This is a genomic window from Methanobacterium sp. BAmetb5, assembly GCF_003491305.1.
Lineage (GTDB): Archaea > Methanobacteriota > Methanobacteria > Methanobacteriales > Methanobacteriaceae > Methanobacterium.
Genome location: NZ_CP022706.1, coordinates 1,897,501 through 1,922,666, shown reverse-complemented (window position 1 = coordinate 1,922,666; position 25,166 = coordinate 1,897,501). Strand labels below are relative to the sequence as shown.

Below are 25,166 nucleotides of genomic sequence, written 5' to 3'. Positions count from 1 at the left end.
TTGATATAAAAATACACAATTGAGTGGTTTGAATGTATTTAATATTTCGATGTGACTGTGGACGGGCAGTTTATGCCAAAGAAGGTGTCAAACAGAAAAAATGTGTCTGTGGGAAGAATTTGAAGGTTAAAGAAAGAAGGATCCTGGCCAAAACCGAAGACTCCCAACAGGCCTCAGAAAAGGTGCAGGAACTTCAGGAAGAGAAGTACGGTGGGGCTTACTTTACCACTGCCAACAAGTTATAATTGAAAACAGGAGTTCATCACTAAATACATCGGTAGACCGTGGTTATAATATTAACAATTTGTTTACCCCCCTTTTCCAGTTCTTAGTTCGACCTACACCCTAAATTTCATACTTAATTTTTATTTGCATGGAATTGAATTTTCAGTGCAAAATATCCTTTATTTTATTTTAGAATAATCCCTATATGAAAGAATAAAAAAAGAATACAATTATAAGGTTTTGTGTATCTCTTATAATTTGAGTGATAATAGAATAATAGCTGGGTTCGGGGCTATGACCAGTAAAAGTTTCTCTAAACTCACCAGTAAGGGTGAGAGAAAAAACATAGAATTTAAAGAAAACCTTAATTCTGACCCTCATCTTTTAACTGAGCGTAAGCAACAATTGGCATCCCAGATGAAGTACCGTCTGGCACGGGGAAATGGAGAAGCCATCTATTTTTTAGGTGTTGATGATGATGGTCTGCTGGTGGGCCTGGAAAAAGAACAGATGGATGAATCACTATTCGTTTTAGGGGAACTGGCCCGTGAAATAAAGGCCAAAATCATCAACGTGGAAAAACAAAATGCTGGCCAGGGAGAAGTTGCCAAAGTCATTATCAACCGCGAACAAAACAGTAAACCAGACCATTTACTTATTGGAGTAGCTGGCCACGTGGACCACGGAAAAAGCACCCTGGTGGGAACCCTGACCACGGGTAAACTGGATACTGGTTCGGGAGGTACCCGTATATTTTTGGATGTTCAAAAACACGAAATAGAACGTGGTTTATCCGCTGATCTCTCCTTTGCCGTGTATGGATTTAAAAATGGAGAAACAATACGCATTAAGAATCCCCTTAATAAGGGGGACAAGGCCCTTATGGTGGAAAAGTGTGATAAACTGATTTCCTTTGTGGATACCGTAGGGCATGAACCCTGGCTCCGTACCACCATCCGGGGTATTGTGGGCCAGAAGCTAACTCACGGCCTCCTGGTAGTGGCCGCTGACCAGGGACCCACCCACATCACCCGGGAACATCTGGGGATAATTTTGGCCATGGAACTACCGGTGATCGTGGTGATGACCAAGATCGACCGGGTAAGTGAGGATCGAATCCAGGCTGTTCGCCAGGAGATCTTCGACCTCCTGAAACTGGTGGGAAGAATACCCTACATGGTAAAAACCAGGAAAGATGCAGATTTCCTGTCAGAAAACATGAACCAACACTTAGTACCGGTTATCAAAGCATCCCCTGTTACTGGGGAAGGCTTGGAACTCTTAGATCGTCTGTTTTCTGGTCTTAAAATACCCTCCCACGAAGAAGACTTCCACAAACCATTCATGATGTACATCGATAAGATCTACTCGGTTATGGGAGTGGGAACTGTGGTGAGCGGCACCATAAGACAGGGTAAAGTTGAAAAGGGTGAAAAACTTATTTTAGGCCCCTTAAGCTCAGGAGATTTCCTCCCGGTGAATGTGAAGACCATTGAAATGCACCACTATCGCAAGGAAAGTGCCAGTGTGGGAGAAGTGGTAGGAATATCCATTACTGGCGTTGAAATGGATGAAATAAGGAGGGGGATGATTATATGCCACCCTGACTATAAACCTCAGCCAGTGAGAGAATTTGACGCAGATGTGGCTATCCTCGTACATCCCACCACCATCAAGGAGGGTTACGAATGCATAACCCATATCGAAACCATAGCCGAAACCACTTGCTTCCGACCCCTGGGCCAGGAATACCTGTCAGCAGGAGACACCGGCCAGGTTAGAATGAGATTCAAATACCATCCCTTTGCCATCCATGAAGGTCAAAAACTAATTTTCAGGGAAGGTAAAAGTAAAGGGGTGGGAACAGTAACCCGCATAGCCAGTTAAGTTATTCTAGTTAAGTAACGTGAAAAAACTATTACCCAGGCAATAATACAAAATAAGCTAATTACGGTAATAAAATTATTATTACCCAATAATTCATCATCTTAACTTTTGTTTTAGGAATTCCTGGATCTCACAGGCCTTACAGACGGGTACAGATGATGGTTCACCACACTTCTGACAACGGTGCAGTTCAATCCTTTTCTGGTCCAAGTTGCGTAGGTTTTTCTGGAAAAAATTAAGTAGATTGAGTTTGGTGCCGGGTCGGTCTTCTTCCAGCTGGTTGAGATAATTTTTTAATCTGGAGCGAAGAGATTGATGGGCATAGGGACATTCAGCAAGGTGCACCGGGACTTCATTCATTATAGCCCAGGTACCCACCTCTTTTTCCTTCACCAGCCATAGGGGTTTTATGCGTGGCACCATCCCCGGATGTATTCGTTCCTGTTTAGGCCCGAACTTGGCAAACCGGCGCACATCAGCCCGGGCAAAACTCATTAAATAGGATTGAACCTCATCATCCAGGTTGTGACCGGTGGCCAGTTTATCAACACTCAGCTGACAGGCAGTGCGGTTCAGAAGGTAACGCCTGAAAACACCACAGGGGACACAGGCTGTCTGGTAGAACTGGGCGGCCTCATCCAGAGAGAATCCAATCTCCTTTTTAAAGGATAGTTCATGGTACTCCACTCCCAGATCCTTTGCCTGGTCACGGGCTGCTTCCAAACCCTCCTCACGATAATGAACTATCCCTTCATCGATGGCAATGGCCAGGAGTTTGAAATCGAATCCACCCTCTTCAACCAGTTTATGCAGAATGTGCAGGGTCAAAACACTATCTTTACCCCCAGAAAGAGCTACTGCTACCTTATCCCCTTTATCTATCAGGTTATAATCATTTATTACCTTTTCCACACGGTTTTCAAGTTCCAGGTTGAAATGGTGCCTGTCCCAGGGTTTCATAAAAAATATATGGTTGGCTGAACATAAAAAATAGTATGATATCTGCAGAATTGACTGTAATCCCCATAGGTACTCCAGATACAAGCCTAAGCAAATATGTGGCTGCGGCAATTGCTGCCCTGGATGAAACTAGTGTAACTTATAAGTTACATGGCATGGGGACCTTGCTGGAAGCTGATAATCCCGATGATCTCTTTGAGGCCATTAAAGTTGCCCATGAAGCTGTGTTTAAGGCTGGATCACAGCGGGTGGTGACCAGTGTCAAAATAGACGATCGGAGAGATCGCCAGCGCACCATGGAAGACAAAATACAGTCAGTAGAGAAAAAACTAGAATAATCATGTTTTTACCAGCACCAATGATTATTTTAGTCCTTGAAAGAGGGAGCTTAAAATTCACTTAAACAGTGAGAATGCTTTAATAAATAAAAAAAGAATTAAAAAGGAATTAAAAGGTAAAAAATATTTATTTTTGTTGGGAAGAAACTTAAGTTTAGAAGAACTTATCCGAAGCTGCTTCCAGGGTTATCACTATCTTTTCCAGTTCTTCTACGGAGAGTGAGGGATGTACTGGTAGAGATAGAACTTCTGAGGCTGCCTTTTCAGTTTCACTCCAGTGATCATGGTATCCCAAGTTCTGGTAGAGTTCCTGTTTGTAGATGGGGATAGGGTAATGTATTCCCGTTCCAATACCTTCCTGGTTGAGGTAATTCATCACATCATTGCGTTTTCCGTCTTTAACCCTTACGGTGTACTGGTGGAATACGTGTTTCACCTGGGGGGAAACAAATGGTGATTCAATGCATGAAATTCCCTTTAAATGTTCAGTGAGGTATTCTGCATTTTCTATTCTCTTCTGGTTAAACCCATCCAGCTTTTTCAGTTGAACCAACCCAATGGCCGCAGCTATGTCTGTCATTCGGAAATTGTATCCCAGAACAGAATGCTGGTACCTTTCTCTTTCACCATGGGCTTTCAGTATGCGGGCCTGGTCAGCGAGCTTGCTGCTGTTGGTGGTTATTATCCCCCCTTCACTGGTGGTCATGTTTTTGGTGGGATAAAAACTGAAACAAGCCATATCACCAATGGAGCCTATCATCTGGTCCTGGAACTTTGCTCCATGGGCCTGGGCCGCGTCCTCAACCACGGGGATGTTGTGTTCCTGGGAGATTTCCATTATGCGATCCATCTTGGCCGGTTGACCATAAAGGTGCACCGGGATGATAGCCTTTGTTTTTTCAGTGATGGCATCTTCAATACATTCTGGATCAAGGTTAAAGGTTGAAGGGTCTATGTCTACAAAAACAGGCCGGGCACCAACGTATAGTGCGCAGTTACCAGTGGCTGCAAAGCTGAAGGGAGTGGTAATAACTTCATCACCATTACCTACACCCAAGGCCAACAGGGCAACATGCAAGGCTGTGGTCCCGGAGCTGGTGGCCACGGCGTGTTCGGCTCCAACATAACTGGCAAAAGCTTCTTCAAATTCGGCCACTTTAGGGCCCTGGGCTATGAATCCTGACCTTAAAACTTTTTCCACTTCTTCAATTTCTTCTTCACCTATAAGGGGCTTGGCAACTGGTATCATGAATTCACCTATATTTAATCTGGGATAATTAGATAAGTCCAATTCAAATCATTTTATATCCCCAAATAATTCATATCCCTAAATAAACCATGAAGGGGTTTACTTACCGGGTGTTGTAAAATGACACTTAAAAAATTTATATTAAACTTGCCTTTCATCCACGATTTTTACATTGATTTTATCACTTAAAAAGATACCTATATCATGAAATAAAGGAAAAATAAGGGGTTAAAATAAAATTCTTTTTTTATTTAACGGAATATTCGTAGTACATCCTCTTTCCGGTTCCAGAACAGGATGACAATCATTAAAATTGAAGCCAAAATTAGGAGAGGTAGTCCACTGAAGGGGTCTGCTGCCTGGGAAGTAACCACCGATGGCAATCCCTGAAGCCCTGAATCTGTTGAATTAAAGAAAAGGGCCACATAGAGGTTATTGGCAATATGGACCCCCATGGCGGATTCTATCCCATTATCTGCCAGGGCCAGTATTCCCAGCATCATCCCCACCACGAAGGTGGAAGCAACAATGGACAGATCAGAGGTCAGGCTGGTTCCATTGAAGAAATGTACAATTCCAAATAGCAAGGAAGTTATTAAAAGTGGAATCCATGGTTTTTTGGAAATTAAACTAAATCCCTGCATGAGGTACCCTCTAAACAGTATTTCCTCAAAGGAAGCCTGGAGTGGGAATACCAGTAGACAGATAACCAGAAGGATGAGGAAATTTCCCGAGTTATAGGTAATCTGATAGCTGCCGGGGTTAATGATCAAATCGGGTAGAGAAAGGATAAATAGAATCAACGCCCATAAAATAAGCCCTTTAAATAAAAGCTTCCACCTTACCCCTGAAACAGTGTTGATAACCTTTAACAGGTGTTTATGGTGGATGAATCTCAAGCAGATGTAGAAGAATAAATAGGATAGGGTGTAACTGATCCCCACCAGTATCACCAAGGAAAATGGACTGCTCAAGGCGGAGGTAATGAAATCGTAAATGTTTGCTATTCCGCCTGAGGAAAAAATGGACAGGAATACAAGCAAAATTCCCATTATAATGCCCGCCACCAAACTACCGCCTACTAGGGACATGAGGACGGTTAAAAGGTATTTCCACCAGCTGTTGGATCCTTCCGATGCATTATCTAAAAATGTTAGGGGTGAAAGAGTTGACATTGTTTTTCTCCAGCAAGATAATCTCTTTTAGTAGTTATACCATTATATTAATAGGTTGATCACTATGAGATACATGGTTATTAAATTAAAACTATAAAAAACTTGAGTTGAGTGGAAGTTTCTCCCAAATATCCTCCTTAATACCAATGGGGGTTAACATGGTAAATCATCATCAAGGGGAAATTTGATAGTATAGGAAAGGTAACCACAGATGAACTAATTACCATTTAAGAACTATGATTACCATGATATTTTTGAGGTTTGTGCAATGGTTGAACTTAACGAGATAGACTTTTTATGGGTAGAAGAAGGGCAGGTAAGGATGAAGATCCCCCAATTCGAAAAGGTAACAGCCAGGGCTCCGGTCTTTTTCAATCCAGTTATGGAACTTAACCGGGACTTGTCAGTAGCTGCCTTATCCTTTTATCAACAACAAAAAGGGGAAGATATCGCCATCTGTGATGCCTTTGGAGGTAGTGGAATAAGGGGCATACGTTATGCCCAGGAAATAAAAAATGTTTCTCTGGCAGTAGTGAACGATTTAAATCCCCTGGCAGTTGAACTTGCCAAGGAAAATATTAAAAATAATGGTTTAACCAATGTTAAGGCCTGTAGAGAGGATGCTAATCTTATTCTCCGGAAATGCGGGGGTAAATTTGATGTTATCGATATTGACCCCTTTGGAACCCCGGCTCCCTATGTTGAATCTGCGGCTGCCAGTCTTAAAGCAGGAGGATTGATTTGCATTACCGCCACCGACACTTCGGCCCTGTGTGGTACCTACAAAAAACCATGCATACGGAAATATAGTGCCAAGCCGTTGAGGAATGAGTACTGTCACGAAACAGGCCTGAGAATACTGGCTGGATTCATGTGCCGCACCTTTTCCAAATATAAAAAGTATCTGGAGTTCCAGTTCTCTCACAGCACAGAACACTACATGCGCATCTACGCCCTGGTGGGTAAAGGAGCTAAAAATACTGATGATTCACTGGAAAACCTTGGTTATATTGCACATTGCCCCAAATGTCTTAACCGGCAGGTTTTTAAAGGTTTGACTCCCAGGATACCTCTAGAATGTCCAGAGTGTGGCCAAGTGCCCCTTGTGGCCGGGCCACTGTGGTGTGGGGAAATGCAGAACTCGGAGTTTATACAGGGCATGTTAGATTTAGTGCCAGATTTGAAGATAAACCGGGAAGTAGAAGTCATAAAACTCCTGGAAAAATGTAAGGAGGAAGCTGGTGCACCACCCACCTTCTACGATGTGCACACTATTTGTAAAAAGTTGAAGATAAGTGCCTCTCCCCGGGAAAGGGTGGTGGAAAATATTCAAAATAAGGGATACCTGGTTAAACTCACCCATTTCAACCCCAATGGTTTGAAGACTGACGCTCCACTATCAGTCATTGAACAGGCCATTAGGAATGACTGATAAGGCATATTATTATTTTAAGTGGATTAATTCCCGGAAATAGATGTTTAAAATAAATTTTTCATTACCTTTTTTATTAAAATAAATTAAAATAAAAATTTATACCATTAGAATGGAAAATATCCATTTCCGGATAATCTTCCCTTTTTTTTACTGATAATCCAGCATTCCATGGGTGTAATAGTACTGTAACTCCGAGGCATGCTGGAGTTCATAGTTACGATACGGTAAACTCAGGTAGGGGGTTACCATTCCCTTCAGGGTGTAGTAGTACGCAGCCAGTGCCCCGTACTCCTGCCAGGTTATGTAGAAGTAGAGGGGTAATCCACATCCCTGGGTGAATATGGGGTTGCCTGACCTGGCTGTACCATGCCAGACCATGGGTATGGGCCCTTCCTGCCCATTTTGACCAGCTATTTTCTTGATATAACTACGGGCCTCTTTCCAGCTGTTAAATGTCAGACCATCTGCCTTGAATTTATACCTTCCGTCTGGAACTCCGAATATGGCCAGTTTAAGGGAGTCCATGTAATCAGTGGGACCCGCGGCACCGGTACCATTGGTGTCAATAAAGGCCATTTCTATTATCATCACATCACCCTCTTTGTAGTGTCGATAGTTGGAATCACCAGCAAAATGGACAACCAGGGCACATTTGGAGTTTCGTTCCTCGGCATATTCTGCCAGTAATTTGGAGTGCACATGACCAGGATACATGTCAGGGTTGGCCAGTTTCACAAATCCCAACCTACCCACCGGTTCAACTAAACCCGTGGCAGAGGAGATAACTAGATAACCACCGAATAACGCCAGAACAATCAGCAGAATTACTTGCCATTTCATTACTTCACCAGATCTATCATTAACAGAGGGTCACTCGAGATAATATTATTCATTTCCAATTTATCTATACGTTTAAGAATATAATATTTATTAAATTTTCCACATCCGCCGCTAATTAGTAACAAATGGTTAGTGAGTAATCCAGAAACTACTTTTGTTCATAAAATCATGTTTATGCGGATACCTCATCCTGGAGCAAGGATAACCCTAATCCGAGAGTGAGGATAACCCTAAACTGGATTAAAAAATATACTTAACCTAAAGTAAAAAAATAACCCTAAACTGGAGTAAAGGATAAGGATATCTGTAATGAAGGATAAAAGCTGTAATGAATGATGAAAACACTGCTTGATCTTATAAAATCTATTAAAGGAGGAAATTAATTGGATATCGGATATTTAACTTCTGATGCAATAAAATATCCCTCAAAGGATTGGAAAAAGGTTTTAATCCTTGGAATTTTAATTTTAACCAGTTTTTTAATTGTTCCTGCTTTTTTAGTCATGGGATATGTATTCCGGGCCATGAAATGGTCTATCGCCGGGGTGGACCAGTTACCAGAATTTGATGAATGGGGGGAGATGTTCACCGATGGTCTTAAAATTCTGGTGGTGGAACTGGCATACTTCATCATCCCCACCATTATGATAGTTATGGGTATGTGGGCTTCCCTGGGCGCATTAGTGGCTTCAGGAGTTTCCGGGAATGAATTATCATTCAATACGGCTTTCAGTACCTTCGGTTTTATGGGAGGAGTGATCATCACCGGATTGGTGGTGGCAGTTATTTTTGGAGTGTTTTTCACCATAGCCATAGCCAACATGGCTTACCATGATAGTAAAATCCAGGCGGCCTTCCGTTTCCAGGAAATTCTAAACCGGATCCGGGCCATTGGCTGGGTGGACTACATAATCTGGTACGTGATGATGATCTTCCTGGGAATAATCATCAGCACCTTAATAGGATTACTGGGGTTTGTACCAGTCCTAGGTTGGGCTTTAATCGTTTTATTGATTTACCCCTATGTTTATTTATTATATGCTAGAGCTCTGGGACTGTTGTTCCTATCGGGCTTGGAAACCCCGTGATTTATCTATACATTTTTAATGAAAGTTAGGACTATTCTGGCAAATTTTAAAGGATTTTATCCACGATTTAAAAGAAACAATCAAATTTTTATAAGAAAATAAACATAGCAATAGATACCTAAAAAAATGGAGGTAAAAACATGGATATTGGAGAAATTATTTCAGATTCCATTAGTTATCCGTCTCAGGACTGGAAAAAAGTAATTATACTGGGAATTTTGACCATTATAAGCATTTTAATAATTCCAGTCTTCCTGGTAATGGGATACTTTTTCAGAATTTTAAAAAGTTCCATAGCCGGTTTTGACGAACTCCCTGACTTTGATGAATGGGGAGAGATGTTCATAGACGGTTTAAAAATGTTTGTAGTACAATTTGTATACCTTTTGATACCACTGATAGTAATATTTATTGGAGCATGGGCTTCAATCGCATCTATGTCTGTAACTGAAGCAGGCAACCTAGCCAATCCAACTTTAGCCATTGGACTCATTGGTGGAACAGCCATCATTGGAATTATCTTAGCAATACTCTTCGAATTAATCGGATCTATTGCTGTTGCCAATATGGCCCTAAATGACAGCGAATTTGGAGCTGCGTTCCGATTCAGTGAAATTCTAGAGAAAATATCAATGATTGGATGGGGCAAATACATAGTATGGTATATCGTGATGATCATCGTCACCTTCATCGGTGGAATCATTGCCAGTGTACTACAGGTAATTCCATTCATCGGTATGATAATTGCCCTGTTAGTGGTTTACCCTTACATAACCATGTTCAGTGCAAGATCTCTGGCCCTTTTATTCGGATCAGCTGTTGAAATGGAATAAAAAACCACATTTTCTTCTTTTTTCCTTTTTTTAAATAGTTTAGAAACATAGTACGATTCTTGAAAATATATTGAATATAATATGATTAATTAAGGAAATTATACTTCTAAATGAGTTTTCTTAAAATTTAAAATAAATAGATATTACTCATTTGATATTACTGATTTTCAATTTTTGAGGGTTATTCTTATCCAGATTGAACTGTACCTCAATATTAAAAAAAATAGAACACTCTAAAAAAAAGGAATAAAAAAATCCCCTGGATACTATCCTAAGGGATCCATTGGTTAAATTCCTTTAAGGATTAATCCGTGACTCCAGTTTACATCCCGGTGAGACGCAAACCAGTTATCTTGGCAGTGTCACTGTTGAGGGCCCGCAGATCATCGGGGGAGAACTTGCGGATGTCATCGTGACCAGCAAGTTGGGCTAACATCTTGGTTTCCTCAGTCATGGATTTGATGTAGTTAGCTACCTTCATGGCGGCCATGTCCACGTCCAGGCGTTCACACAGTATTGGATCCTGGGTGGCTACTCCCACCGGACATTTACCAGTGTAACACATACGACAGGCCCGGCATCCCATGGCAATCATGGCCCCGGTTCCAATGTACACTGCATCGGCACCCAGAGCCATTGATTTGGCTACATCAGCCCCACTCCTTATTCCACCGGTGATGATAAGATCCACGGTGTCTTTCATTCCTATTTCTTCCAGTCCATGAACTGCTTCCATCAGTGCGGCCAGGGTGGGGATTCCGGTGTGCTCGATAACCACTTCTGGTGCGGCACCAGTTCCTCCTTCCATCCCATCCACTGATATAACATCAGCACCGGCTTCGGCCACGGCCTGGACATCATCTTTCACTCTTCCCGGTCCCAGTTTAACCACAATAGGCACCTGCCAGTCCGTAACCTCACGTATGAGTTCAATGTGTTTGGCCAGGTCTCCTGGACGGGTGGAATCCAGGAATCTTGCGGGGCTCAGGGCGTCAGTTCCCAGGGGTATTCCCCTAATTTCGGCAACTTTGGGGCTCACTTTTTCAGCCAGGAGGTGTCCTCCCATTCCGGGCTTAGCTCCCTGTCCAATCTTAACTTCTATGGCATCTCCCACATTGAGATAATCAGCGGAGACTCCAAATCTTCCGGAGGAGTACTGGACCATGAGCTTGTCTGCACATTCCCTTTCTCTGGGGAGCATTCCTCCTTCACCAGTGTTGGCACAGGAGCCTACCAGGGCAGAACCCTTAGCCATAGCCACTTTACATTCCTCGGAAAGTGCTCCAAAGGACATTCCGGCAATGAGTACCGGGGTTTCCAGTTCCAATGGGTTTTCAGCATATCTTGACCCCAGAACTACCTTGGTGTTACAGGGTTCCCGGTACTTGTCCACCGGGGATACTGTGGCCTGTCCCGGTAATATGATGATATCATCCAGGTTGGGTAGTCTTCTTTCTGTACCAAAACCTCGGAGAACGTATTTACCTGCCTTGGAGGTGTAGCGTATGTCAGCAATTGTTCTAGGGTCCCATATACTACCGGCGCCGGTGGGTATGAGTACGGGGCAGGCAGCAGTGCATGAACCACACATTATACACTTGCTCTTATCGATTTCTGCATGGCTATCCACTATTTTGATGGCGTTGGTTGGGCAGACAATTTCACAGGTACCACAGAAAACACAGAGTCCTTCGGTGGATACTGCCAGTTCTCCAGAGGGGGATAATGGCCGGGGTGCTGCTGATCCCATGGAATTATCTATTTCAAAGTTGGTCTGCAAGCCAGTGGCGAAATCTTTAACATCCACCACGCTAAGGCAATTTTCTCCACAGGATTTGACACATGCTGGCTCGTCGTCCGGGCCCTGCATGCACTGCTGCTCACATTTTAGCATCTGGTCAGCAGTGTAGGTTATGCTTCCAATGGGGCACATTAACATGCACAGGCGGCAGCCCACACACAGGTCCTGGTTGATTTTAACCACGTTGTCTTCACGGTATATAGCATCCCGGAAACATCCTTTTAGACAGGATGGGTTTATGCACTGCTGGCAGACAATGGTTTGGTAGCCTTCGGTCATTTTGTGCAGGAAAATACTGCTTTCACCGTTGACTGATGCACAGGCTTCAATACAGTCGTTACATCCGTCACACTTATCGGGATTGGTTAAAAGTATCTGTTTCATTTGTTGGCCTCCTGTTTACCATAGAATGGTCTTAGCTCTTCAGGACCAATTTTAACGAAGTCTTGGGGTTGGGCCTCCACGGAGTATTCCTGGAAGATTTTGGTTAATTTATCCTTATCTTCCGCGGTGAGTTCAGTTACCGCAGCATTGGTACCGGTCTGGTACTTACCTGCCACGTAAATGTTTCCACCAATCATCCAATCCCCGGTGTATTCACCAGCATCTCCGGTAACGATTATGTCTCCACTGAGCATGTAAAGTCCAGCGTGGCTACCCATGTTACCGTTGATGAGTAGAATACCTCCCTTGTTTAGCTGGCCCACGGCATCTCCCGCATCACCATAAACCACTATAGTTCCGTTGTAGGTTCCGAATCCCACACCTTCTTCAGCAGAGCCCCTGATGATGATTTCGCCAGAGGTCATGTTGTCCCCTACATAGCGACCCACATTTCCATTTATTTCTATGGATGCTCCATTGTTAAGTGCGGCTACGAAGTCTCCAACATCACCATTAAGGGTGATTTCTGCTTCAGGCCCCAGTCCAACTGCTATTGAGTTTAGTTTTCCCGGTTCTTCCAGTGTTATATTATTTTTATCTTCAGATAATGCTTTTTTAATTTCAACATTCAACTGTCGGGTGGTATAGTTTTCTGCTTTTATAGTATCCGATACACTCGTTCAAATTCCCCCATTATTCTCGTTGAGGGTAATAAATCAATCTCTATTATAAAGTTTGCCTTTTGTGTAACTTTTAAAGTATACTGTTATATAATAAAATGAGACAATAGTGTAGTGGAAATCATTTGATGAATCTAATTGAAAAAATAACATAGCGGTGAAAAATAAAAACAGGTGAGAGAGAGAGAGTATGAAAACCCTGATCACTAACCTTAGGGGGCAGTGCCTCTTCAATGTCTCTATGGAGACCCAGCCCGATGGATTGATTAGCCTTTATCATGGTAAATACCGTAAAACTGAATTGGATTCCTTCTTGAAAGGAGGTGAAATTCAGATCAATGCTGAAAACCCCCATGGTGCATTAACCCGGATTTTAGAGATTATTAGAGGGGCTAAAATACATGGAGAAGTTTACGTGGCCTATGGTGCAGGAGATATCGGTCCTCTTCTGAATTTTGCAGCCAACCAGGAAGGAGTGGATGGAATTTTCTCCTGTTATCATGAGAAGGTGGTTAGGTTTCCACCCCTTCAATTGAAGATATCCAAAACCCGCCTTAAAATAATGAAATTACTGGCCCAAAGAGATTTAACCGCCATTGAAATTGGTGAAGAAGTTGAAATATCCCGAGCGATGGTTTATAAACATCTTAACGGACTTATAGAAATGGGGATGGTGAAAAGGTCAGAGTCAATGGAGAAATACAGTATAACCAATGCCGGAATGCTGGCGTTAATCTGATTTACCCTTAAAAAGGATAGATTTACCTTTATGAATGATGATTCATCCTAGAAATCTAATTAAAATGATGATTCAAAATCAGGAAGGAGATAAGGATTTGTCCAGTTACAAACCACCAATCTTTTTCAAAAATAAAGGGATATTTACCATCAAAGGTGAAACTGTTCCCCAATAATTCCTTGAAATCAGAGATTATGTGCAACGTAGTATAAAAAAATGGATTTGCGTGCTGGTCTAATTTGAAAAAATTATTCCCCAACCAAAGTTGAACAATGATTTAAATAAATCCTAAAAAGAATAAAAAAAGGTAAAGAATAATAGCAAATAAATGATATATTTTATTTTATAGTTAAGTTCGTGAGTTGATGATTCAGGAGTTAGTTATGTTCTGGACCCCCAAAGATAATAAAAGATTTATTCCATTGGATACTCAATACGCAGCTTGTAACTGGCCTTATCACTTAAAAGCACAGTTCCCGGGACAAAGTAGTCCTCAAATTTCTGAACTTTCTTCACCATACACGGTTCAAAATCGATCTTCTTGGTGTAGGATCGGCATTCCTCATCATCGATTATTCCCTTCTTCACCAGGGCAATATACCTCATCTTTATTGTTTCTTCACTTATCAAAGCCATATGATCACCTAATAATAACTTGTACAAACTTGTATTTAAATTATTTGCACTAATATTTGAAAAATGTATAATTAAACATAGAATAAATTTGGAAAATATAAACAATGTTTATCTGAGCGGTGAATGTGATGAAAGAAAATGAGAATAAAAATGAAATCGTGGAAATAGACGATGTAGACCGAGAAATCATTAATTTATTCAATGAAGATGGGAGGATGTCTTACCGGAAAATAGCGAAACTCCTCAACGTCTCCATAGGCACAGTCCACAACCGAATGGAAAAACTCACCAAAAACGGAGTTATACAGAAATTTACCCCGGTGATTGATCACAGCAAACTGGGTTACAACCTCACCACCATCATCGGAGTAAGGGTAAAGGGCGGGGTTCTGGAAAACTGGGAAGACCGCACCGCCTACCACAAGAACGTCCTCTGCATGTACGATGTCACTGGTGAATTCGATGCCATACTGGTTGCCCGATTTAAAGATACCAGCGAACTAGATCAGTTTATCAAGAGCCTGTTGCGGGAACCAGATGTCCAGAGAACCTACACCCAAACCGTGCTCAACATAGTAAAAGAAGATCTCAGCTCCAGCAAAATGTTGTAAAAACTAAGTTGAACTTGTAAAATGGACGATTTAGATATATAAACCTTAAAAAAAGATTATATTATGGAATAATGGTGATTAGACGTATTAAATTAGTTATACATGATAAAAGTGAAGGAATACCTTGCGAAGTTTAGGTGAATAAAATCCCACACTTAAGGAGGTCTTTGCTTTGATTTCTCTGGTTTACTCCCCAGATTATGCACTGCACCAAACTGGATCCCACCCTGAAAATCAGGGTAGACTGGACATAATGATGGAATACATCACCAGAGAGTTTGGTGAGCTCACACCGGAAGGTGGTGAAATTGATATACACCCTCCCACCCCGGCCAGTGAAGAGGACCTCCTGCAGGTGCATCCCCTCCGCCACTTGGAACACTTGAAGAATTTTGCTGAAAATGGGGGAGGCTACCTGGATTATGACACCTATGAATCACCCCAGAGTTATGAAATTGCCAAACTAGCAGCAGGAGGAGCTATTACTGCCTGTGAACTGGTTCTTAGCGGGCATGATTTTTCCTATTCCCTGGCACGCCCTCCTGGTCATCATGCCACCTCAGACCAGGCCATGGGTTTCTGTTTAATAAACAATCTGGCTGTGGCCCTGGAGTACCTGCGAAAAAACCATGACCTGGAAAAATTCATGATACTGGATTTTGACGCCCACTACGGGAATGGGACTGCAGAAATATTTTATCAGGACCCCCATGTTCTTTACATATCCATTCACCAGGACCCTAGCACTATCTTTCCGGGTAAAGGCTTTGTTGAAGAAATAGGAATGGGATTGGGGCAAGGTTTTAACCTTAACCTGCCTGTGTCCCCTGGTTCCGGGACCTCTGACTATATTTACCTCCTGGAAAAAATCCTGGAACCAGTTATAAAAAAATTCCAAGCTGATTTCTATTTCCTGGATGTGGGGTTTGACAGCCATCAGGAAGATCCACTCTCCCATCTACAGTTAGATGATGATTTTTATCCCTGGATAGCCTCTTATATGCGTAAGCTGGCTTCCCAGATGGTGCTTATCCTGGAGGGTGGTTACAGTAGAGATGCCATGGCCCGGTCCAACCTGAAAATGATAAATGTGTTGAGGAACAAGATCACCCCTGAAGAGGAATGGCGACCCCCAGGAAAACTGGTGGTGAAAGAAGAAACCAAAGCTTTATTCAAAGAGGTGCAAGACAGATTTTCACCCTATTTCACCTTTTAATTCCAAGTCACGAAATCAAGGATAGAAAATAAATTTTACACTCGAGGAGATTACAATGGATAAGATCCGGTTCAAACAGGCTCAAGAACTTCTAAAAGAAGCAGGGCAATCAAAAATAGGTCCCGAGAAACTGAAAACCCCCCGTGAGGGTACTATAAATTCTCAAGCCTATGCAGAAATTATAAAAAGTATTATAGAAACTGAAGAGTTCATTTACTCCAGCAGACCAACCCATAAATTGCTCCAGGAGGATGCTGAAGAATTCTGTGGAAGGTTAGTAGATATAAGGAACAAGATCGATGATATTCTGGTTGAATTTGGTGTCCTGGAAAAGGAAGATGTGGAAAAGGAGGTAGGAAAACTTTCAGAGAGGTTCATCATACTTACCAGTAAGGGAAACTTCAAGAAAATTATTAACCGATGGGGTGTGGAACCTCAAAGGATAGTGGTGGCAGGAGTACCATTAGAAGCTGAAGACATGCGAATTCTTAACCCTAAAATTCCTGAAACAGCACTTGAACCGATAAAAAAGAAAATATCCCATGTTAAAAACGATATAAGTCGTAAAATGGAACAACTGGGCGCACAGGAAATTCTGGTAGTGGTTGAAAATGATAAATCAGGAGAACTACTGGCAAAGAGGGCGGTGGACCTCTACGGATCCAAAGTAATGAAAAGGGATGATTTAAAGGCTGTTGATGTCCTTGAATTCCGAAAAATTCTGGAAGGCTGATTCATGCCCATCTTTAATCTATTTAAAATGCTTAATTGATTAAATACACCGTATTATGCTTTTTACAATTTAAATGAGGGTCGTGCATTAAATTCACCAAACAGGCGTTAGGAAAAGTAGGCGAAAATATGTAAAAACTACCCTGAAAATAGGGAATATCAGGGAAAAAACACAACTCTTTTTATATCACTTCCCTAATTTATACACATACTAACCATCAGTTTGTTAAGATGAGAATTATTCATAAATTTAGTATAATTACAACAAATTAAACACCAACATTCTTAAGTAAAAAGGGAATGATAACAGGAAAACATGTTTTAATACAAAAACACTGCATAAATCATTGGAAAATAAAGATCAATTGTTTTTTTAAGTATTTTTTAGTATTATCAACAATTAGAACTCAGGGGTGAAAAAATTGGAACCACCGTGTTTACCCGATACCCAAGAAAAGTTACCTACCATCCCCGTACACCTTACGCGAGTAGGAGTGAAAGGGGTTAAAAAACTATTAAAAATCGAAAGGGAGAACAAAAGGCCCATCGTTCTTTTGCCCTCCTTCGACGCCTACGTGGATTTGCCCAGCACGCAAAGAGGCATCCACATGTCAAGGAACCCAGAAGCCATTAGTGATGTCCTGGAAGAAGCTGTTGAAGACAGTGCAATGGAAGTAGAATCCTTGTGCGCGGAGATAGTTAACCTGCTACTGGAGAAGCATAAATACGCCAAACGAGCCGAAGTCAGCATGAAGAGTGACTTCATGATCATGAAGAAATCACCGGTGACCAAGCACAAAACCCAGGAAATGGTGAACATAATGGCGGATGCCATTGGCTACCGTAACGAGGAGGGCGTGGTTATTCGGAAGATGATCGGGGCGGAAGTGGTAGGGATGACTGTGTGTCCCTGTGCCCAGGAAACAGTGAAGGAAAGTTCCAAACAGAAGCTCCTGGAATTTTTAGATGAAGAAACCACGGAAAAAGTTCTGGAAGCTGTTACCTTCGCATCCCACAACCAGAGAGGTCGGGGCAGTATTATGATTGAAGTACCAGCCCAGCAGGTAATCCGGGGCGAAGACATAATCAGGATAATCGAAGACTCCATGAGCTCCTACGTATGTGAACTTCTGAAAAGACCAGATGAGCATGCAGTGGTGATTAATGCCCACGAGCATCCCATGTTCGTGGAAGATTGTGTACGCAACATGATTCAGAAGATCGTGGAAGAATTCTCCCACCTGCCCGATGACACTCTCATCACAGTGCAACAGGTAAACGAAGAAAGTATACACCGCCACAATGCATTTGCAGAGAAAGTGGCCACAATGGGTGAGCTTAAATCTGAAATAAGAAATGGTGGAGACAAATGAGAACACGCGAAATTGCCGGGCAGATCATGGGCCAGTTAGAGGCATTTGAAGGTTCTAAAGCAGCCATGGACACCACAGAATTACTTATAGTCAGGGGAAGATCCCGCCAGAGAATCCCACCGGAAGAACTGGAATCCACCATCTCCCAGATACTTCAGGGATTGGGTGCCCGGAAACTGGACATGTACTCCGATGAAACTGCCGATATCATCACCATAATGGATGAACAGATCCGTTCCCAGGTATCCATTCAGGAAGAAACCGACATATACGGGATCTATCGTCTAAAAGAATCCTTCGAAAACATGAACTGCCATGCAGATTACGGTATAGGTGTGGTGGATGATATTGCCATTTTTATTATTCTGTGGAAAGATAAAAGTGGTATAGGCCCCCTCTTTGTGGAACTGGTGGTTTCGGCACTGGAAGGATAACTTAAAACCCCCCGGAATTCGTGGTTTCCTCCCAATGTCTAAAAAAATTGATTGACTTAAGATATAAAGAAAATTGATAACTGACGATAGAATGTTATCTAAAAACCAGCTAATTCTTTTACTGGAATCTCAGGGTGAGGATGTTCTGCATTTGATGATGCAGGCCAACTCACTCCGTCAGACAGATAAAATAACCTATTCTAAAAATGTTTTCCTACCCTTAACCAATATCTGCCGCAACGAGTGTGGGTACTGTACCTTCCGCCGTAACCCGGAAGATGATGACGCCACTCTGGTCATGTCCCCCCAGGAAGTCATGGCCACCATTCACCAGGCCGACGAGTACGGCTGTCGGGAAGCTCTTTTTACATTTGGAGAACAATCTGATGCAACACCCGAGGTTGAACAGGCCCTGAAAAAAATAGGATACACTGGGATGTTGGAGTATCTCTATGATCTTTGTGAGCGAACACTGAATGAAACTAACCTGCTCCCCCATAGCAACCCGGGCATACTTGAAAAAGACGAGCTTAAGATGTTGAGAGAGGTAAATGCTTCCATGGGGTTGATGCTGGAAACTACGAGTAAAAGGTTAATGGATACCCCGGCCCATCAGAAGAGTCCAGGTAAAGATCCACAGCTTAGAATTACAACCATTGAAAATGCAGGTAAATTAAAGATTCCCTTTACTACTGGACTTTTAATTGGTATCGGTGAAACTGTAGAAGAACGTGTTGAGTCACTCCTGGAAATCAGGAGAATTCAGGATCAATATGGTCATATACAGGAGATCATCATCCAGAATTTCAAAACCAAACCAGGTATAGAAATGGAAAACCACAGCGAACCTTCACTTCTGGAGATGATCCGAATGGTGGCAGTCACCAAGCTGTTGTTCCCGGATTGCAGTGTTCAGGTCCCTCCTAATCTCAACCAGGATACTGCCCAGGTATTTCTCCTGGCCGGGGCCGATGATTGGGGAGGTGTTTCACCTCTAACCCGGGACTACGTGAACCCGGAAGCACCCTGGCCAGAGTTAGATGAACTTAACAAATTAACCTGTCAGCTGGGATTCTATTTGAAAGAAAGACTACCGGTATATCCCCAATACCTCACTAAGGAATTTTTAAGTAACCGAATCCAGGAAAAATTAATTTAGTGACAAAAGTTAATTTAGGGTGACCAAGTTATCCACAACTGTGAGTGCTGAAAAAATCCTGTGAAAATTTAATTTGCATTGAATAAGACCCGGAAAAGGGTCTGGTTTTCCTTGTCTATTTCTAGAATACCTTTTAACTGCATGGTAAGGGTCTGGACTATCTGGAGCCCCAGGGATTTGGTGTGATTAAGATCAAAATCACCAGAAAGTCCCACTCCATCATCAACCACCTCCAGTTTACATTTCCCCCCTATCATAAGCAGGTTTATTTCAATATTCCCCTTCCTACTCCCAGGGAATGCATGTTTGAAGCAGTTAGATACTAGTTCATTAACAATAAGCCCCAATGAAATGGCGGTATCTATCTCCAGGAAAATATCTTCACAGTTTAAACAAACATTCACATCATCTTTTTTCTCCCGGTGAAAGGATGAAAGCATCTTGGTCAAACTTTTTAGGTATTCTCCAAAGTCTATATGGGCCATGTCCTTGGATTGATACAGTTTTTCGTGAATAAGAGCCATAGAACGAATACGATTCTTGCTTTCCTGGAACATCTTCAGTGTTTCCGGTTCCTGAGTATATTCTGACTGCAGACTCATTAGACTGGAGATGATCTGCAGATTATTTTTAACCCGATGATGAATTTCCCTTAAAAGGACTTCTTTTTCCTCCAAAGATGCTTTGATCTGTTTTTCAGCCAGTACCAGGCCACTGATATCTGCAAATGTGGCCATAACCCCCTGAATATTGTTATCAACATTTAAAAGAGGGGCAGTGGCCATCATGGTATAAATCAAGGTACCATCATTTTTAGCACATTCCAGCTCCATATCTGACTTAAATTCACCAGAAATAACATTTTCAATGATTTCTTCATAATCCGGTTGCCGATTATCGTCTAAAAATGGTAAAGGTTTTCCCATTACTTCTGTTTTCTTCCAGCCAAAAATATTCTCTGCTGCCGGGTTCCAGAGGGATTTTACCCTCCCATCAAGGTACAAGTCAATGATGGCAAAGGGAGAAGCGTTGATTATTGTCTCTAAATAGATATTTAAATCATGTAAGCGTCTTTCACTTTCAATTAAGGCCTTTTCAGCCTCTTTTTTATTGCGATGTTCTTCTGCCTCTTTAAGCGCTCTTTTGACAGCGTGACTTAATTTAGAAAGGTTGTGTTTAAGAACATAATCAGTAGCTCCCTCTTTAAGCATTTCTACCGCAAATTCTTCCCCCATCTGGCCACTGACAAAAATGAATGGTATTTCTGGAACCAGTTCCCGGGCAATGTACATGGCTGATATTCCATCAAAGTGGGGTAGGGAGTGGTCGGCCAGGATAATATCTGGTTTGAATTCTTCTATCTCTTTTCTGTATTCTACTTCCTCTTCCACACAACGGGAAATGAAGTCAATGTTATTTCTTTTTAGTTCAGCTTCCATTAACTCCAGATCCAGTGGAACATCTTCCAAGATCAAAATACGGATATTACTCCCCATATTCTTCCCTCTAATACATCCCCCCCATAGATTCAGGGAGGTTTATTTATTAGCATCCAGTACAATCCCAGGGTGGAAACTGCCTCAATGAAATCATCAAATTCCACGGGTTTACTCACGTAACTGTTCACACCCAGTTTATAACTTTCCACCACGTCTTGATCTTCTTGTGAGGAAGTTAAAACCACTACTGGAATTCTACGAGTTCTTTCATCTGCTTTAATATGTTTTAGAACTTCCAGGCCGTCTACTTTAGGCATGCGAAGGTCTAAGAGTATCAGTCGAGGCAGATCCTCGGGATCTCTATCTGCAAACTGACCCTGAGCATAAATAAAATCAATTGCCTCTTCTCCATCTTTAACCCAAACCAACTTGTTTGCCAGATTTTTCCGTTTTAACGCCCTCATGGTTAATTCTGCATCGGTGGGATTATCCTCCACCAGAAGAATTTCCAATTCATCCATATCCATAGTAAAAAGCCTCCATATGATGGGCTACTCCCCCGGCCAGGAGGGTTCATCCCACCTTTGATATGAATGAATATTGGGATTTTTTAGATAAAGTATTTTGCAAAGGTAGTAAAATGAAAAATCATTATACTCCCCTCACTGAAAAATATGATCCATGAACCGGATGATCGGCCTTTATCACCATTCATTCCATTGATTAGACTTATATCTTTGACAATTTTATTTTAGGATCATTTATTTTAATTTTAAATTATTTATCTCCAATTTCCCCCCTCTTATCCTCAGAAATATCTCTTGAAATTCCCAAAACAGCGTATATTTCTCCTTTTTTATTTTTTAAAGGTTTGAGGAAAGTATCCAACCATACTTCACCTTCCGGGAATTGGAAAATATTTTTAACACGAACCGACTGGCCAGTACCAAATACCTTCTTTAGTTCCTTAATATGCGGTTGGAAAAACTGCTGGGAGAATACATCTTGAACTGATTTTCCAAGGACTTCTGCCTTTTCTAGTTTCAGATATTCCAGAGAGGATTCGTTTGCATAATCCACCGTTAAATCTTTGTTTATAACAAAAATCAGGTCAGGGGCACTTTCAGCCAGAATACGGTAGTGTTCCTCACTTTCCCGGAGATTTGACTGGCACTTATGGCAGTAAAAGGCAATTTCAATGGCAAATTTCAGTTCAGTTTCATCAAAGGGTTTGATGAGATAGGCCTGAGGTTGAGTGATCTTGGCATCCTGAAAGGTTTCCATGTTGGAGTAAGCCGTCAGATAAATAATAGGAATTTCCTGGTTCTTTCTGATGATCTTGGCTGCCTCCACCCCATTCATATAGCCTTTGAGTAGTATATCCATTAAAATAAGGTCCGGTTCTAGTTCTAATGCCTTCTCAACTGCATCTTCTCCGGAGGAAACTATGCCTACCACATCGTAACCCCATTGAACCAGTTTTTTTTCAAGCTCCATTCCAGTGAGTGCTTCGTCTTCCACCACTAAAATTTTGGACTGCTTAAGCATGTTATCTCCCACCTTGGATCATCAGTTTATTACGCCCATATCATTGCCATTTATGTTCAGGAATTGCGGTTAACTTTAGGGATTTTAATGACGAAATTGGCACCATCACCTTCCTTAACTTCTACAGAACCTTCAGATTGATCTACAAAGGTTTTAACCAGTTGTAAACCAAATGAATCCGGTGTTTCAATGGAAACATTGGAGGGTAGTCCCACTCCGTTGTCCGCAACATTGATCACCAATTCGTCACCCCCACTCACCACTTCTACCCGGATTTCACCCGGTTCTTTATTGGGGAATCCATGTTTAAGTGAGTTAATCACCAGTTCACTTATAACCAACCCGGACAACACCGCTATATCCATATCCAAATGGGTATCATGGGTTTTTATGGTTATATCAACGTTTTTAGCCCCCTGGGAGCGTACAATATCCTGGAGGATGCTGTCCAGGTACGGTCGGAGATTAATGTGCTCCAGGTCTTCGGATTGGTACAGCTTTTCATGGACCAGTCCAAAGGATCGGAGGTAACTGCGACCGTCCTTTAGTTTGTTAACCATTTCATCAATTACATACTCTGAATGCAACCGGTTAAGGCTGGATATCATTTGCATGTTAGTTTTAACCCCGGTGTACACGTTTTTAAGCACTCTTTCCCGTTTTTCCAGGGATTTCCTGGCCCGCTGCTCGGCATTCTGGAGGTCCTCCAACTGCTGGGCAAAATCATTCTCCAGACGGGTGATCTCCTGGCTCTTTTCCTGGAGATCCGTGGTTTTTAGAGCAAGTTCCCGGGTGAGCCCTTCGTTTTTGGTTTCCAGGTCCTCTGTTTTTTTAAGGATCTCTTCAGTTTTCCCTTCCAAATCTTTCCTGACTTCTTTAAGGGTTTTCTCGGTTTCAAGTCGTTTTGATCGCTCCAGACTCAGATCACTGGTGGTGTTTTCCAGTTGTTTTACCATGCTACTTAATTCAATTCCCAATTGGACCTTTTCCTGTTCCCATGATTTTTTGGAATGATTAAGGTCTTCAATTTCTTTTTCCAGGTCGGTTATTCTGGAGAGGGATTGTACTGATTTATTTGCCTGTTTTTCCAGGTTTCTGGATTTTTCCTTCAGTTCATCTTCCAGTTTTTTACGAACTACTCTCTCATCATCCAATGCCTGGGATGATTTTTCATAATCCGCAGTTAGCCCTTTTATTTCTTCTTCCAGAAGTTTCCTGTTTTTTTCCAGTGATTCTTCCTGGTTCTGTAAATTTTTTAATTCTTCTTCCTGGTTTTTAATGGTTTTTTCCAGTTCATCTACTGTTTCCGTAAAATCATTACCCAGTTCCTCATTTAATCTTTCCAAAGACTTTATTTTCTCATCTTTATCCTTTATTTGAGATTTTAAAGATATTTTAACCTCATTTAATTCCATGGTCACGGATTCCAGTGAACTTCGAGATTTATTAAGGTTTTCCTGGAGTTTTTCCATTTTTTTATGGTACTCGGTTAAATCACGCCCCACAGACTGGTACTCCTCAATTTGACCGGAACTGTTATAAAGAGCCCGAGTAACCCACTGCCACCATCTCAATTCACCACTGGCCATTTTAATTGGCCCTTCAAAGACCCTAATAGAGTCTTCATCCCCCAGGGATTGGAAGTGAACTTTCATCTGGTCCCTATCTTCCTCAGAAAGGGCGAATACAGTATTGAATTCGTTTTTCAATCCGAAAAAATTATAATATGTTTCATTGGCAAAGGTAAGTTCCATGTCTTTATTGAATCTGCACACAATTTCGCTCTCTTCATCAACCACAGAGCGATATAGTTCTTCATTTCTTTTTAAATCGTCTTCTATTTTTTTCAAATCTGTAACATCATCTAAAGTTACCATTAATCCTTCAAAAAATTTATAGGTGTTTACTTCAATATAGGATGGTTTTTCGTCCTTGGAAATCTTGAGGCTGCGGTAACTGTTACCAGTTTCCAGGGTTTTTCCACACATTTCCTCTAGTTCACTGTCCCACAGGGGTTTTATAGAATCAGAGAGGGACCTGCCAATAACGGCATCGGTATCGCAACCCACTATTTCTTTAACCCGGTGATTGGAATAAATACATTTTAAATCGTTATTATAAACCATCAATCCCTGATCAAGGGTTTCCAACATTTTAACATACTTTTCGCCAGTATCTTTAAGGTACTCCTCAAGTTGACGATGGTCAGTAATATCCTGGAATTGAACCAAATATCCTTCATGGGTTTCATCCAATTTTAGTGGGCTTACATGTATATTCAGATATATTGAATCTGTTTCGGTTGTTTTTTGGAACTTTAGTTCCTTTAATTTGTCCCAATCTAGTTTACAATCAAAGTGAACTTTTAAACCTTTTTTAAGTTT

General features: G+C 41.7%; 24 protein-coding genes (1 of these 24 running past the window's edge). 13 read left to right on the top strand and 11 right to left on the bottom strand.

The features are described from left to right. Positions 1-32: 32 nt before the first annotated feature. Positions 33-245 (top strand): DUF1922 domain-containing protein, encoded by a 213-nt coding sequence (locus CIT02_RS09495; protein ID WP_048072509.1) that lies wholly within the window; start codon positions 33-35, stop codon positions 243-245. 274 nt (positions 246-519) lie between these two features. Then, positions 520-2,112, top strand: a complete 1,593-nt coding sequence (locus CIT02_RS09490; protein ID WP_292611896.1) for a GTPBP1 family GTP-binding protein — start codon at positions 520-522, stop codon at positions 2,110-2,112. Between the two features lie 96 nt (positions 2,113-2,208). Here CIT02_RS09490 and CIT02_RS09485 read toward each other — a convergent pair whose 3' ends face one another. Continuing rightward, a complete protein-coding gene (locus CIT02_RS09485) occupies positions 2,209-3,072 on the bottom strand; it encodes a TIGR00269 family protein (RefSeq protein WP_292611894.1) in 864 nt (287 codons plus the stop codon). A gap of 35 nt (positions 3,073-3,107) precedes the next feature. Here CIT02_RS09485 and CIT02_RS09480 point away from each other — a divergent pair, with 35 nt between their 5' ends. After that, the gene (locus CIT02_RS09480; RefSeq protein ID WP_292611892.1) at positions 3,108-3,410 is read left to right on the top strand and encodes an MTH1187 family thiamine-binding protein; all 303 of its coding nucleotides are present in this window, start codon (positions 3,108-3,110) and stop codon (positions 3,408-3,410) included. A 154-nt stretch (positions 3,411-3,564) separates the two neighbouring features. On the opposite strand, the gene CIT02_RS09475 is transcribed toward CIT02_RS09480, so the two are convergent. Both CIT02_RS09475 and CIT02_RS09470 read right to left on the bottom strand, forming a co-directional pair. Next, positions 3,565-4,659, bottom strand: a complete 1,095-nt coding sequence (locus tag CIT02_RS09475; protein ID WP_292611890.1) for a DegT/DnrJ/EryC1/StrS aminotransferase family protein — start codon at positions 4,657-4,659, stop codon at positions 3,565-3,567. Between the two features lie 251 nt (positions 4,660-4,910). Further along, entirely contained in the window at positions 4,911-5,834 is a 924-nt protein-coding gene (locus CIT02_RS09470) for a CPBP family intramembrane glutamic endopeptidase (protein WP_292611888.1), read from the bottom strand. Between the two features lie 268 nt (positions 5,835-6,102). On the opposite strand from CIT02_RS09470, the gene CIT02_RS09465 reads away from it, so the two are divergent. After that, positions 6,103-7,266, top strand: a complete 1,164-nt coding sequence (locus CIT02_RS09465; RefSeq protein ID WP_292611886.1) for a tRNA (guanine(10)-N(2))-dimethyltransferase — start codon at positions 6,103-6,105, stop codon at positions 7,264-7,266. 150 nt (positions 7,267-7,416) lie between these two features. Here the strand turns inward: CIT02_RS09465 and CIT02_RS09460 are convergent, their stop codons facing one another. Further along, positions 7,417-8,109 (bottom strand): hypothetical protein, encoded by a 693-nt coding sequence (locus tag CIT02_RS09460; protein WP_292611884.1) that lies wholly within the window; start codon positions 8,107-8,109, stop codon positions 7,417-7,419. 383 nt (positions 8,110-8,492) lie between these two features. Here CIT02_RS09460 and CIT02_RS09455 point away from each other — a divergent pair, with 383 nt between their 5' ends. Both CIT02_RS09455 and CIT02_RS09450 read left to right on the top strand, forming a co-directional pair. Further along, positions 8,493-9,197 (top strand): DUF4013 domain-containing protein, encoded by a 705-nt coding sequence (locus CIT02_RS09455; protein WP_292611882.1) that lies wholly within the window; start codon positions 8,493-8,495, stop codon positions 9,195-9,197. A gap of 140 nt (positions 9,198-9,337) precedes the next feature. Next, complete coding sequence (locus CIT02_RS09450) at positions 9,338-10,030, top strand: DUF4013 domain-containing protein (RefSeq protein WP_292611880.1); 693 nt, start codon at positions 9,338-9,340, stop codon at positions 10,028-10,030. Between the two features lie 322 nt (positions 10,031-10,352). On the opposite strand, the gene CIT02_RS09445 is transcribed toward CIT02_RS09450, so the two are convergent. Then, a complete protein-coding gene (locus CIT02_RS09445; protein WP_292611878.1) occupies positions 10,353-12,215 on the bottom strand; it encodes a glutamate synthase-related protein in 1,863 nt (620 codons plus the stop codon). Continuing rightward, positions 12,212-12,847, bottom strand: a complete 636-nt coding sequence (locus tag CIT02_RS09440; RefSeq protein WP_292611876.1) for a tributyrin esterase — start codon at positions 12,845-12,847, stop codon at positions 12,212-12,214. The genes CIT02_RS09445 and CIT02_RS09440 overlap by 4 nt, the downstream gene beginning before the upstream one ends. 238 nt (positions 12,848-13,085) lie before the next feature. Here CIT02_RS09440 and CIT02_RS09435 point away from each other — a divergent pair, with 238 nt between their 5' ends. After that, positions 13,086-13,634, top strand: coding sequence for a transcriptional regulator (locus CIT02_RS09435; RefSeq protein ID WP_292611874.1), 549 nt, complete (start codon positions 13,086-13,088; stop codon positions 13,632-13,634). Between the two features lie 414 nt (positions 13,635-14,048). On the opposite strand, the gene CIT02_RS09430 is transcribed toward CIT02_RS09435, so the two are convergent. Then, entirely contained in the window at positions 14,049-14,270 is a 222-nt protein-coding gene (locus tag CIT02_RS09430; protein WP_292611872.1) for a hypothetical protein, read from the bottom strand. A 128-nt stretch (positions 14,271-14,398) separates the two neighbouring features. Between CIT02_RS09430 and CIT02_RS09425 the strand changes: the two genes are divergently transcribed. The 6 genes from CIT02_RS09425 (at position 14,399) to cofG (ending at position 19,795) form a co-directional block, all read left to right on the top strand. After that, positions 14,399-14,881 (top strand): Lrp/AsnC family transcriptional regulator, encoded by a 483-nt coding sequence (locus tag CIT02_RS09425; RefSeq protein ID WP_048072523.1) that lies wholly within the window; start codon positions 14,399-14,401, stop codon positions 14,879-14,881. Between the two features lie 172 nt (positions 14,882-15,053). Then, positions 15,054-16,097 carry a histone deacetylase gene (locus tag CIT02_RS09420; RefSeq protein WP_292611869.1) on the top strand — a complete coding sequence of 348 codons (1,044 nt, stop codon included), beginning with the start codon at positions 15,054-15,056 and terminating at the stop codon, positions 16,095-16,097. Between the two features lie 55 nt (positions 16,098-16,152). Next, on the top strand, positions 16,153-16,830 hold the full coding sequence (locus CIT02_RS09415; RefSeq protein WP_292611867.1) for a DUF2100 domain-containing protein: 678 nt from the start codon (positions 16,153-16,155) through the stop codon (positions 16,828-16,830). Positions 16,831-17,251: 421 nt separating this feature from the next. Further along, positions 17,252-18,202, top strand: coding sequence for a GTP cyclohydrolase MptA (gene mptA, locus CIT02_RS09410; RefSeq protein ID WP_292611864.1), 951 nt, complete (start codon positions 17,252-17,254; stop codon positions 18,200-18,202). Beyond that, positions 18,199-18,636, top strand: coding sequence for a DUF2120 domain-containing protein (locus tag CIT02_RS09405; protein ID WP_292611862.1), 438 nt, complete (start codon positions 18,199-18,201; stop codon positions 18,634-18,636). Before mptA ends, CIT02_RS09405 begins: the two co-directional genes overlap by 4 nt. 91 nt (positions 18,637-18,727) lie before the next feature. Next, on the top strand, positions 18,728-19,795 hold the full coding sequence (cofG, locus tag CIT02_RS09400) for a 7,8-didemethyl-8-hydroxy-5-deazariboflavin synthase CofG (RefSeq protein WP_292611860.1): 1,068 nt from the start codon (positions 18,728-18,730) through the stop codon (positions 19,793-19,795). Between the two features lie 68 nt (positions 19,796-19,863). Here the strand turns inward: cofG and CIT02_RS09395 are convergent, their stop codons facing one another. The 4 genes from CIT02_RS09395 to CIT02_RS09380 all read right to left on the bottom strand — a co-directional run. Beyond that, a complete protein-coding gene (locus CIT02_RS09395) occupies positions 19,864-21,291 on the bottom strand; it encodes a sensor histidine kinase (RefSeq protein WP_292611858.1) in 1,428 nt (475 codons plus the stop codon). Positions 21,292-21,323: 32 nt separating this feature from the next. Then, positions 21,324-21,761 carry a response regulator gene (locus tag CIT02_RS09390; protein ID WP_048072530.1) on the bottom strand — a complete coding sequence of 146 codons (438 nt, stop codon included), beginning with the start codon at positions 21,759-21,761 and terminating at the stop codon, positions 21,324-21,326. 250 nt (positions 21,762-22,011) lie between these two features. After that, positions 22,012-22,782: a response regulator gene (locus CIT02_RS09385; RefSeq protein ID WP_292611853.1), complete on the bottom strand. Its 771-nt coding sequence runs from the start codon at positions 22,780-22,782 to the stop codon at positions 22,012-22,014. Between the two features lie 56 nt (positions 22,783-22,838). Then, positions 22,839-25,166, bottom strand: partial view of a PAS domain S-box protein gene (locus CIT02_RS09380; RefSeq protein ID WP_292611850.1) — the 3' portion only. Its footprint extends 948 nt past the window's final position; the window shows 2,328 of its 3,276 coding nt (coding positions 949-3,276); its start codon lies off the right edge, out of view; it ends in the stop codon at positions 22,839-22,841.

Bases quoted from the DNA above. Each gene is read 5' to 3' on its own strand.
- CIT02_RS09490 (WP_292611896.1), top strand. From the start codon at position 520: ATGACCAGTAAAAGTTTCTCTAAACTCACCAGTAAGGGTGAGAGAAAA.
- CIT02_RS09425 (WP_048072523.1), top strand. From the start codon at position 14,399: ATGAAAGAAAATGAGAATAAAAATGAAATCGTGGAAATAGACGATGTA.
- CIT02_RS09450 (WP_292611880.1), top strand. From the start codon at position 9,338: ATGGATATTGGAGAAATTATTTCAGATTCCATTAGTTATCCGTCTCAG.
- CIT02_RS09415 (WP_292611867.1), top strand. From the start codon at position 16,153: ATGGATAAGATCCGGTTCAAACAGGCTCAAGAACTTCTAAAAGAAGCA.
- CIT02_RS09405 (WP_292611862.1), top strand. From the start codon at position 18,199: ATGAGAACACGCGAAATTGCCGGGCAGATCATGGGCCAGTTAGAGGCA.
- CIT02_RS09430 (WP_292611872.1), bottom strand. From the start codon at position 14,270: ATGGCTTTGATAAGTGAAGAAACAATAAAGATGAGGTATATTGCCCTG.
- cofG (WP_292611860.1), top strand. From the start codon at position 18,728: ATGTTATCTAAAAACCAGCTAATTCTTTTACTGGAATCTCAGGGTGAG.
- CIT02_RS09475 (WP_292611890.1), bottom strand. From the start codon at position 4,659: ATGATACCAGTTGCCAAGCCCCTTATAGGTGAAGAAGAAATTGAAGAA.
- CIT02_RS09495 (WP_048072509.1), top strand. From the start codon at position 33: ATGTATTTAATATTTCGATGTGACTGTGGACGGGCAGTTTATGCCAAA.
- CIT02_RS09435 (WP_292611874.1), top strand. From the start codon at position 13,086: ATGAAAACCCTGATCACTAACCTTAGGGGGCAGTGCCTCTTCAATGTC.
- CIT02_RS09445 (WP_292611878.1), bottom strand. From the start codon at position 12,215: ATGAAACAGATACTTTTAACCAATCCCGATAAGTGTGACGGATGTAAC.
- CIT02_RS09385 (WP_292611853.1), bottom strand. From the start codon at position 22,782: ATGCTTAAGCAGTCCAAAATTTTAGTGGTGGAAGACGAAGCACTCACT.
- CIT02_RS09390 (WP_048072530.1), bottom strand. From the start codon at position 21,761: ATGGATATGGATGAATTGGAAATTCTTCTGGTGGAGGATAATCCCACC.
- CIT02_RS09485 (WP_292611894.1), bottom strand. From the start codon at position 3,072: ATGAAACCCTGGGACAGGCACCATTTCAACCTGGAACTTGAAAACCGT.
- CIT02_RS09460 (WP_292611884.1), bottom strand. From the start codon at position 8,109: ATGAAATGGCAAGTAATTCTGCTGATTGTTCTGGCGTTATTCGGTGGT.
- CIT02_RS09480 (WP_292611892.1), top strand. From the start codon at position 3,108: ATGATATCTGCAGAATTGACTGTAATCCCCATAGGTACTCCAGATACA.
- CIT02_RS09395 (WP_292611858.1), bottom strand. From the start codon at position 21,291: ATGGGGAGTAATATCCGTATTTTGATCTTGGAAGATGTTCCACTGGAT.
- CIT02_RS09465 (WP_292611886.1), top strand. From the start codon at position 6,103: ATGGTTGAACTTAACGAGATAGACTTTTTATGGGTAGAAGAAGGGCAG.
- CIT02_RS09470 (WP_292611888.1), bottom strand. From the start codon at position 5,834: ATGTCAACTCTTTCACCCCTAACATTTTTAGATAATGCATCGGAAGGA.